This is a genomic window from Streptomyces sp. AcH 505, from assembly GCF_000818175.1.
Taxonomy (GTDB): domain Bacteria; phylum Actinomycetota; class Actinomycetes; order Streptomycetales; family Streptomycetaceae; genus Streptomyces.
Genome location: NZ_JTIY01000001.1, coordinates 3,579,963 through 3,589,473, shown reverse-complemented (window position 1 = coordinate 3,589,473; position 9,511 = coordinate 3,579,963). Strand labels below are relative to the sequence as shown.

Annotated in this window: 8 protein-coding genes; 5 read left to right on the top strand and 3 right to left on the bottom strand. The window is 71.0% G+C overall.

Features of this window, described 5'->3' with window-relative positions; all coding sequences use genetic code 11:
* Nucleotides 1-13: 13 nt before the first annotated feature.
* From tesB to HY68_RS16410, 3 genes are all read right to left on the bottom strand, one after another.
* Complete coding sequence (tesB, locus tag HY68_RS16420) at nt 14-889, bottom strand: acyl-CoA thioesterase II (protein ID WP_041989446.1); 876 nt, start codon at nt 887-889, stop codon at nt 14-16.
* Between the two features lie 35 nt (nt 890-924).
* On the bottom strand, nt 925-2,082 hold the full coding sequence (locus tag HY68_RS16415; RefSeq protein WP_041989445.1) for an acyl-CoA dehydrogenase family protein: 1,158 nt from the start codon (nt 2,080-2,082) through the stop codon (nt 925-927).
* Nucleotides 2,083-2,223: 141 nt separating this feature from the next.
* The gene (locus HY68_RS16410) at nt 2,224-4,452 is read right to left on the bottom strand and encodes a LamG-like jellyroll fold domain-containing protein (RefSeq protein WP_041989443.1); all 2,229 of its coding nucleotides are present in this window, start codon (nt 4,450-4,452) and stop codon (nt 2,224-2,226) included.
* Between the two features lie 219 nt (nt 4,453-4,671).
* Here HY68_RS16410 and HY68_RS16405 point away from each other — a divergent pair, with 219 nt between their 5' ends.
* The 5 genes from HY68_RS16405 to HY68_RS16385 form a co-directional block, all read left to right on the top strand.
* A complete protein-coding gene (locus tag HY68_RS16405; RefSeq protein WP_041989441.1) occupies nt 4,672-5,562 on the top strand; it encodes an aldo/keto reductase in 891 nt (296 codons plus the stop codon).
* Between the two features lie 103 nt (nt 5,563-5,665).
* Complete coding sequence (locus HY68_RS16400) at nt 5,666-6,442, top strand: hypothetical protein (protein WP_241778594.1); 777 nt, start codon at nt 5,666-5,668, stop codon at nt 6,440-6,442.
* A gap of 22 nt (nt 6,443-6,464) precedes the next feature.
* Nucleotides 6,465-7,631 carry an epoxide hydrolase family protein gene (locus HY68_RS16395; RefSeq protein WP_198533280.1) on the top strand — a complete coding sequence of 389 codons (1,167 nt, stop codon included), beginning with the start codon at nt 6,465-6,467 and terminating at the stop codon, nt 7,629-7,631.
* A 106-nt stretch (nt 7,632-7,737) separates the two neighbouring features.
* A complete protein-coding gene (locus HY68_RS16390; protein ID WP_041989438.1) occupies nt 7,738-8,775 on the top strand; it encodes an ABC transporter substrate-binding protein in 1,038 nt (345 codons plus the stop codon).
* Nucleotides 8,776-8,823: 48 nt separating this feature from the next.
* Nucleotides 8,824-9,511 (top strand): DUF4429 domain-containing protein (locus tag HY68_RS16385; protein WP_041989435.1); only part of this gene is annotated, 688 nt, incomplete at its 3' end.

The window sequence follows — 9,511 nt, the reverse complement described above, 5'->3', positions numbered from 1 at the left end:
CGCCTCAGGCGCCTCAGCCGCGCGGGACGCGCATCACGCCTTCCTGGATCACCGAGATCGCCAGCCGCCCGTCCTGCGTGAAGATCCGCGCCTGCCCGAGCCCGCGGCCGCCGGACGACGAAGGGGACTCCTGGTCGTACAGCAGCCACTCGTCGGCGCGGAACGGCCGGTGGAACCACATCGCGTGGTCCAGGCTCGCGCCGACGATGTCACCGACCGCCCAGCCGCCCCTGCCGTGTGCCAGCAGTACCGAGTCGAGCAGCGTCATGTCGGAGACGTACGTCGCGAGGCACACGTGCAGCAGCGGGTCGTCGGCCAGCTTGCCGTCCGTGCGGAACCACACCTGCGAGCGCGGCTCGCGCGGCTCCCCGACGCTCGCGTACGGCGGCCCGTCCACGTACCGCAGGTCGACGGCGGCACGTGTCTCCAGCAGCCGGTCGACGACGGCCGGGTCCACGAACCGGTCCGCGTAGCGCGGCAGCAGCTCGGCGGCGGACGGCAGGGTCTCCGGGTCCGGCGCCTGCGGCATCCGCGCCTGGTGGTCCAGCCCCTCCTCGTACGTCTGGAAGGACGTCGAGAGGTGGAAGATCGGCTGGCCGTGCTGGACGGCCACCACCCGGCGGGTGGTGAACGAGCGCCCGTCCCTGATCCGGTCGACGGTGTAGACGATCGGCGCGCCCGGGTCCCCCGGACGCAGGAAGTACGCGTGCAGCGAGTGCGCCGTACGGTCGTCGGGGACCGTACGCCCCGCGGCGACGAGCGCCTGGGCCGCGACCTGGCCGCCGAAGACGCGCGGCACGACCGACGGGTGGCTCTGGCCGCGGAAGATGTCCTGCTCGATCCGCTCCAGGTCGAGCAGAGCGAGCAGGGAATCCAGTGCTTGATTCATGGGTACGAGTCTGACTCAGCCGGTTTCCGTGCGGGTTACAGGCCCATGGACTTCGCGATGATCATCTTCATGACCTCGCTGGTCCCGCCGTAGATGCGGTTGACGCGGTTGTCCGCGTACAGCCGGGCGATCGGGTACTCGTTCATGTAGCCGTAGCCGCCGTGCAGCTGGAGGCACTTGTCGATGACGCGGTGCGCCACCTCGGTGGTGAAGAGCTTCGCCGAAGCGGCCTCGGCCGCCGTCAGCTCACCCAGGTCGTGCGCTTCGAGCGCGCGGTCCACGACGGCCTCGGCCGCGTCCACCTCGGCCTTGCAGGCGGCCAGCTCGAACTTGGTGTTCTGGAAGGACGCCACGGTCTTGCCGAAGACGGTCCGCTCCTGGACGTAGTTCTGCGCGAACCTGACGGCCGCCGCCGCCTGCGCGTAGGCTCCGACGGCGATGCCGAGGCGCTCCTGCGGGAGGTTCTGGCCGAGGTACGAGAAGCCCTTGTTCTCCTCGCCCAGCAGATCCTCGACCGGGACCTTGACGTCGGTGAAGGACAGCTCGGCGGTGTCGGAGGTCTTCAGGCCGAGCTTGTCGAGCTTGCGGCCGACCGCGTACCCCTCGGACTTCGTGTCCACGACCAGCAGCGAGATGCCGAACCGCCGGTCCTCGGGGGTGGCGGGGGACGTACGGGCGCAGACGATGACGCGGTCCGCGTGCACCCCGCCGGTGATGAACGTCTTGGCGCCGTTGAGCACGTAATGCGTGCCGTCTGCGGAGAGCTTGGCCGTGGTCTTCATGCCGGCCAGGTCGGATCCGGTGCCCGGCTCGGTCATCGCGATGGCGAACATCGTCCGGCCGCTGACGAAGTCGGGCAGCCAGCGCTTCTTCTGCTCGTCGGTGGCGTACGCCTTCAGGTACGGCAGGCAGAGCGCCACATGCACGCCGGAGCCGCCGAAGGAGACACCGGCGCGGGCGGTCTCCTCGGAGATGATCGCCTGGAACTTGAACGAATCCTCGCCGGCGCCGTCGTACTCCTCGGGCACCTCTATGCCGAAGACGCCCAGCTCGCCGAGCTTGTAGTAGAAGTCACGCGGCGCGGCACCCGCCGCGTACCACTCGTCGTAGACAGGGACGACCTCGGCCTCGATGAAAGCGCGGATGGTCTCGCGGAACGCCTCGTGGTCCTCGTTGTAGACGGTACGCCGCACGGTACGGGCCTCCTCTGCGGCTGACCGCCGCCACGGGTGTTTGTCTAAGCGCTTGCTCAGTACAAGTTACCGGGCGGTTCGCACGGGTGTCCAGAGTGAGCCTGCGCACGCCGCTGTCCGGCGCGCGCAGGCTCAGCGCCGTCAGCGGAGAGCCGCCGCCTTGGCCACCGCGTAGTGGTTGGCCACCCTCGCGGCGCCGAGCGCGCTCGGGTACACGGCCGTCTCGTCGAGCTGCCCGTTGAAGAAATTACTGGTGGGCGCCGAGGGCCAGCCGGTCAGCGTGTCGGCGCCGGCCCGCCAGTAGCCGGTGGCCACCGCCGAGGTGGTGACGGTGTTGTTGCCGACGATCTTGCCGTCGACGTAGAACCGCATGCCGCCGGTGCCCTGCGCCGCCACGACCTGGTGCCAGGCGCCGTTGTTGTACGCCGCCGGGCTGACCAGCGTCTTGACGCCGCCGCTGTTCACACCGAAGACGAGCTTGCCGTTGTTGGCCATGTACACGTTCTCGTCGTGGCGCTTGCTGGCCGCGGTCGTGTTGTCGCCGAACCCGATCAGCATGCCGCCGGTCTTGGTGGTCGTCTTGAACCACGTCTCCAGGGCGTACGTGCTCGGCTGCGCGATGCGCCGGTCGGCATACAGCCACTGGGTCGTGCCGTTGAAGCCGATCGCGGTGGACGGACCCGTCGTGGCGCCCGGAGTCTGGCGCAGCGCGGGGGAGTTGACGTGCACGCCCGAGTTGTTCCCGCCGGACAGATCGGCGACGAACGGGGTCGCCGGGTCGTCGTAGCGCCAGTACAGCTGCGCGCCGTCGGCGATGACGGTGGCCGGGTAGTTCTGCGTCGCCGAGGCCGCCGTCACGGACGCGGTCGCCGACAGGGCGCTGGTGTTGCCGGCCGCGTCGGACGCGGTGACCCGGTAGGTGTAGCTCGTGCCGGCCGTGACCGCGGTGTCCTTGACGGTGACCTGCGGCCGCGCCCACATCAGCGAGTCGCCCTGCACGGTCGCCAGCGGTGTGGTGGAGCCGTTGCGGTAGACCTTGTACGTCAGCCGCGAGTCGTCCGTGTCGTAGCTGGAGCGCCAGCGCACCTGTACCTCGCCCGGCTTGACGCTGGTCGCCGAGACGATCGGTACGGTCGGCGCGCCCTTGTCGCCGGTCGAGGCGAACCGGGTGAGCCCCTGCGCGGGTGCGCCGTTGACGGTGGTGAACTCCCCGCCCGACCAGAGGTACTGGGTGCTCCCCGACGTCGCGATGGTGAGGGCGCGCGGGCCGATCTGCTCACCGATGCCGTCGTTGGTGTTCGGGAACCAGCCCAGCTTGCCGATGGCCGTGGTGGGCTGCGCCAGGAAGTGGTGCCGCGCACCGTCGGGGAACTCCCCGACGCTGGAGCAGTCATGGGCGTGCGAGGCGCTGTAGAGCACCCGCTGGTACGCCTTCAGCGCCTGCGTGGCCCCCAGGCAGGTGTCGCGCCAACGCTGCTCCAGCGTGTCGGCGTTGAGGGCTATGCGCCCGTCGAAGACACCGCCGCCGGTGCCCTCGTTGCCGGTGTAGATGCCGGACGCGTCGGTCTCGACGGCCTTGACCACCGAGGTCGGCGGGATGAATCCCGGGTACGCCTTCGTCACCGCGCCGGACGTGGCGTTCACCACGGCCAGGGCGTGCGAGGCGGTCCCGTTGACGGTGTTGAAGTCCCCGCCGAGCACCACGTTCGCGCCGTCGGGGGTCACCGCGAGGGCGCGGCCCGGCTCGTCGGCGTTGGCGGTGAAGGGCAGTACGGCGGCGTCGGCGAGCCCGACGGCCGCGTAGCGCTGCCGCGTCACACCGCTGACCGTGCTGAAGTCGCCCCCGGCGTACAGGGTGTCGTCGGTGACCGCCAGCGCCCGCACGGTGGCGGAGAAGACGGGGCGGAACGACGTCTTGGGTGTGCAGGTGGCGATGTCGATGGCGGCGAGGCTGCTGACCGGTGTGCCGTTGACCGCGCCGAAGTAACCGCCCGCGTAGAGCGTCTTCTTGTCCGGCGAGACGGCGAGCGCGCGCACGGTCGCCGTACCGCTGCTGAGCGTGAAGGACAGCTTGCATCCGGTGGGCGCGCCGGTCGCGGCGTCGAACGCGGCGAAGTTCACGGCGGGTTGGGCGGCGCCGGCCGCGCCGTCGGGCGGTCGCAGCGCGGAGAACGTACCTCCGGCGAAGACGACACCGTCGGTCTGGGCGAGCGCCCAGACGATCCCGTTGGTCTGCCATGTCGGCAGGTCGTCGGCGGTGAACCCCACCGGCGGCGTGACCGCGACCGCCTCGGGCGCCGCGACCACCCCCAGGCCGACGGTGGCGAACGACAGGACGAGAGCCGCGGACAGGGCTCTTGATCTACGCATGGTCCCCCCAGTGCTGTGTAGCGCGAAGAATAGGAGCGAATCGCCCGGGTCAACCACCCCGCACGGCATAGCACTTGGCAAAAACGTGCGAATGGTATGATCGCGATCAGCACTTCAGCCTTCCCGGCGCGGATCCACACCGCCGGGGAGGCTTTTTCGCGTGCTCCGACGCGCACTCCCCACTCCCACGACAAGCCCTGGACAAGGACGTGCCACTCCATGACCACAGAGACGAACGCGGCCGCGGCGGCGGGTACCTGGACCCTCGGCGATCTGACGGTCAACCGCATCGGCTTCGGCGCGATGCGGCTGGCCGGCGGTGTCGCCTTCAGCGACGGGCCATCGGCCGACCGGGAGCGGTCGATCGGTGTGCTGCGGCGCGCCGTCGAGCTGGGCGTGAACCACATCGACACGGCGTCGTTCTACTTCTCACCGCTGCGTTCGGCCAACGAGCTGATCAACACCGCGCTGGCGCCCTACCCGGACGATCTGGTCATCGCCACCAAGGTCTGGCCGGGCCGCCATCCCTCCGGCGAGTGGTGGTGGGCCTCCCCCGACCAGCTGCGCGGACAGGTCGAGGAGAATCTGCGCCAACTGGGCCGTGACCACCTGGACCTGGTGAACCTGCGCGTCCCGCGTGGCCGGCCGACCGGCCCGGTCGCCGAGCACTTCGGCGCGCTGGCCGCCCTGCGCGACGCGGGGCTCATCCGCCACCTGGGCATCTCCAACGTCACACCCGGCCAGCTGGCCGAGGCGCAGTCCGTCGCGCCGGTGGTCTGCGTACAGAACCCGTACGGCGTGGGGTCGCCGGCCGAGGAGACGGAGTTCGTCCGGGCCTGCGGCGAACAGGGCGTCGCGTACGTGCCGTTCTTCGCGATCGCCGGAAGCGGACAGGAGGCGGGCAACGTCGCGGCCGAGCCCGACGCGGTCCACACCGTCGCACGCGCCCACGGCGCGACACCGGCCCAGGTCCGGCTGGCGTGGACGCTGCGCCAGGGCCCGCACGTACTGGCCATCCCGGGGACCGGGAACCCCGGCCACCTGGCCGAGAACATAGCGGCGGGCGCGCTGCGCCTCTCGGACGAGGAAGCGGGGCGGCTGCTCTCCTGAAAGGCCTGCGGCGACCCTCGCGCCCCCTCCCCCGGCGTCCCGTGCGACCTGGGTGTATGCCTGTCCCTGACCGAGGGAAGCGCGGGCGGAGGGGGACCAGGAGATGGCGAACGGGCGGGCGCGGGCGCATGGCTCGGGCAGAGCGCCGGGCAGGACCGGTGCGGGACGGCGGTCGGCGGGCCGGGTGCGGTTCACGGGCGTGCTGCTGATCCTGCTGGCCCTGATATCGGCGGCGCTCTGCTTTTACGCATTCACCGCGTGGCTGCCCGCCGACCGGGACCGGTACCAGGACTACCGGGCGGCCGGACCGTGTCCCGCCCACCCGGCGGAGCAGGTGGCGGCAGACTGCCTGAGCACCTGGCACTTCACCGTCGTGAACACGGTCGTCAAGACCGGGAAGGGCGGCCACCTGTACGCGAACCTGAAGGACGAGGGCTCCTGGCGGGGCCGGGTGAACTTCGGCGACCCGGGACCGCTCCTCGACCGGCTGAAGCCGGACGACCGGGTCACCGCGACCGTCTGGCGCCGCGACATCGTGGTGCTCGGCAAGGACGGGGTCCGCCAGGACAGCTCCGACGCGCCCCGCGACGAACTCCAGATGAACGCCGCCCTCGGTCTGTTCGGCGCGTTCGTCGCCGCGCAGGCGTTCGTGTTCGGCGCGGTACGCCTCGTCCGGCCGCGCCGCCACGGGCCCTTCACCTGGAACCCGTACGGCAGGCGACTGCTCGTCACGAGCGCCGCCGTCTGCTTCGGGGTGGGGCTACCGGCCGTGTGGACCGGCATCCCCTGGTGGACCGTGCCCACCCTCACGATCCCCCTCGTACTGGTCATGGCGGTGGTGCTGTACCGGCACCAGCCGCACCGGACCGCAGCCCTGTGAGAACGACATCCCGGAGACCCCTATGACCTCCCAGCCGCCCCTGCTCGCCGTCCCCGACGCCGAGCTGGCCGATCTGCGCGCACGGCTGCGCAACACCCGCTGGCCGACCCCCTGGCCCACGACCGCTGCCGGCACCGAACCCGCACCAGGCACCGGCTGGGAGGCCGGCACCGACGCGGGCGAGCTGCGCCGGCTCGTCGCCTGTTGGGCCTCCGACTACGACTGGCGCGCCCAAGAGGCCGCCGTCAACGCGCTGCCGTCCCGTTTCGCCGACATCGACGGAACACCCGTCCACTACCTGCGCTTCGACGGCGAGCACCCCGGCGCCCTGCCGATCGTCCTGACCAACGGGTGGCCCAGCTCCTTCCTCGAACTGACCGCGCTCGCCCGCAGGCTGGCCACGCCTTCGCGGTACGGGGGCGAAGCGGCCGACGCGTTCACCGTCGTCGTCCCCTCGCTGCCCGGGTACGCCTTCTCGCCGCAGCGGCCCTCGCTCACCGACCCGGCGCCGCAGACGCACGAGCTCTGGCACCGGCTCATGCGCGACGAACTCGGCTTCGAGCGCTACGCGGCGCACGGCGGCGACCTGGGCGCCGGCATCACCTCCCGGCTCGGCGAGGCACATCCCGAGGCCGTGGTGGGCATCCATCTGATGGCGGTCGCCGCACCGGTCTCGTACGACCCCGCCGGCGTCACCCCCGAGGAGCGGGCGTACCTCGACTCCGTCGCCGCGTGGTCCGCCGAGGAGGGCGGATACCAGCACGAGCAGAGCACCCGCCCGCTGACGCTCAGCTACGGTCTGGCCGACTCGCCGACCGGGCTGCTCGCCTGGATCGTCGAGAAGTACCGGGCGTGGAGCGACTGCGGCGGCGACCTGTCGTCCCGGTTCAGCGACGACTTCCTGCTCACGCAGGCGTCGCTCTACTGGTTCACCGGCACCGTCTCGACCTCGTTCCGGCCGTACTACGAGTACGCGCAGGGGCTGACGCGGCGGGTCGAGCGGGTCGACGTGCCCACGGCCGTCGCGCTGTTCCCTGCCGATCTCACGCAGCCGCCCCGCAGTTGGGCCGAGCGCACTTACCACGTGACGAGGTACACCCGCATGCCCCGGGGCGGGCACTTCGCCGCCCACGAGGAGCCCGGACTCCTCGCGCACGACCTCACCGAGTTCTTCCGCGGCCTGCGGTAACGGCAGCCCTGCGGTAACGGGAGCCCTCCATACCGAGGGGTAAGCAAGGGTAGGCTAACCTTCCTCGGAAGGCCCGAACTGCCCCACCGTACGGAAGCGAACCACCATGCCCAGCACCCGCACCATCCCCCTCACCCGCCGTGGCCTGCTCGCCGCCGGAGGCGCCGTCGGGCTCGGCGCAGCGCTGGCCGCCTGCGGGGGCGGAAAGGGCGGCAAGGAAGATGGCGGCGCGAAGGGCGCGGACGGCGACAAGGCGGGCCCGTGGGCGTTCACCGACGACCGGGGGCAGCGGGTGAAGGCCGACAGCACGCCCAAGCGCGTCGTCGCCTTCACCGGGACCGCCGCGGCCCTGCTCGACTTCGGCATCGAGGCCGTCGGCGTCTTCGGCCCCACGACGACGAAGGGCGGCAAGCCCGACCCGCAGGCCGGTGATCTCGACGTCGGCAAGGTGACGGTCCTCGGCAACGTCTTCGGCGAGTTCAACGTCGAGAAGTACGCGGCGCTCAGCCCCGATCTGCTCGTCACCGAGATGTGGGTCAAGGACGCGCTCTGGTACGTGCCGGACCAGTCCAAGGACAAGATCGCCAAGCTCGCCCCGACCGCCGCCCTGTGGGCCGCGCAGACCACGATCCCGAAGGCGATCCAGCGCCACGCCGACATCGCCGGCTCCCTCGGCGCCGACCTCACGGCGGCCAAGGTCGTCGACGCCAAGGCCCGCTTCGAACAGGCCGCCGGCCGGCTGCGCGAAGCCGCCAAGTCGAATCCGGGCATCAAGGTGCTGATCGGTTCGGCCAGTCAGGACCTCTTCTACGTCTCGCTGGCGAAAATGGCCGCCGACACCCTCTACTTCCAGCAGCTCGGCGTGGAGTTCATCACGCCCAAGGTCGACTCGCAGGGCTTCTTCGAGGATCTGAGCTGGGAGAACGCGGGCAAGTACGCGGCCGACATCATCATGATGGACAACCGCTCGTCGGCGTTGCAGCCGTCGTCGCTGACCTCCAAGCCGACCTGGCTCCAGCTGCCGGCCGTCAAGGCAGGACAGGTCGTACCGCGCGTGGCCGAGCCGATCTTCTCCTACGACAAGTGCGCGCCGATCCTGGACGATCTGGCGAAGGCGGTCCGGACGGCCAAAAAGGTCTCGTAGAAAAGACCGTTCCGCGGGCCCCCGGGAATCCGATGGAAGAATTACCGCATGGCGGAAATCATCCAGAAGGACGGCACCTGGGCCTTCGACGGGGACACGGTCCGCATCGTGCCCGGTCATGACAAGGGGGTGGGTCTGCTCCGCAGGACGCTCGGCGAAGTCGCCGTGCCGCTGGAGGCGTTGGCCGGCATCGCCTTCGAGTCCGGCCGCCGCTCGGGGCGGCTGCGGCTGCGCCTGCGGGACGGCGCCGATCCGCTGCTCCAGGTGACGGGCGGCAAGCTGGACGACGCGTCCGACCCGTACCGGCTGACGGTGGAGAGCGACCGCTCCGGCGTCGCCGAGTACATCGTGGACGAGGTGCGCACGGCCCTGCTGCTCGACGGGGTGGAGTCGGGCCCCGTCGACCGCTATCTGCTGCCGGGGCCCGCCCTGCCGCTGACCGTGGGCGCGGGCGACGCGACCGTCACGTTCGACGGCGAGCGGGTCCGGCTCGAATGGAACTGGAAGACCGAGGACTCCAAGTCGTCGGGCGGCCCGCGGACCATCGAGATCGGCGATCTCGACAGTGTGGAGTGGCTGCCGAGCGCGGGCCTCGACAACGGCTATCTGCGCTTCCGGGTCGCCGGGGCGGCGCCGTCCGCCACCCCGCCGAAGCACGACCCGTACGCGGCGGAGCTGTGGGGCTTCAAGAAGGACCCGCTGATGGCGCTCGTCGGCGCCGCGGTGGTGGCCAGGC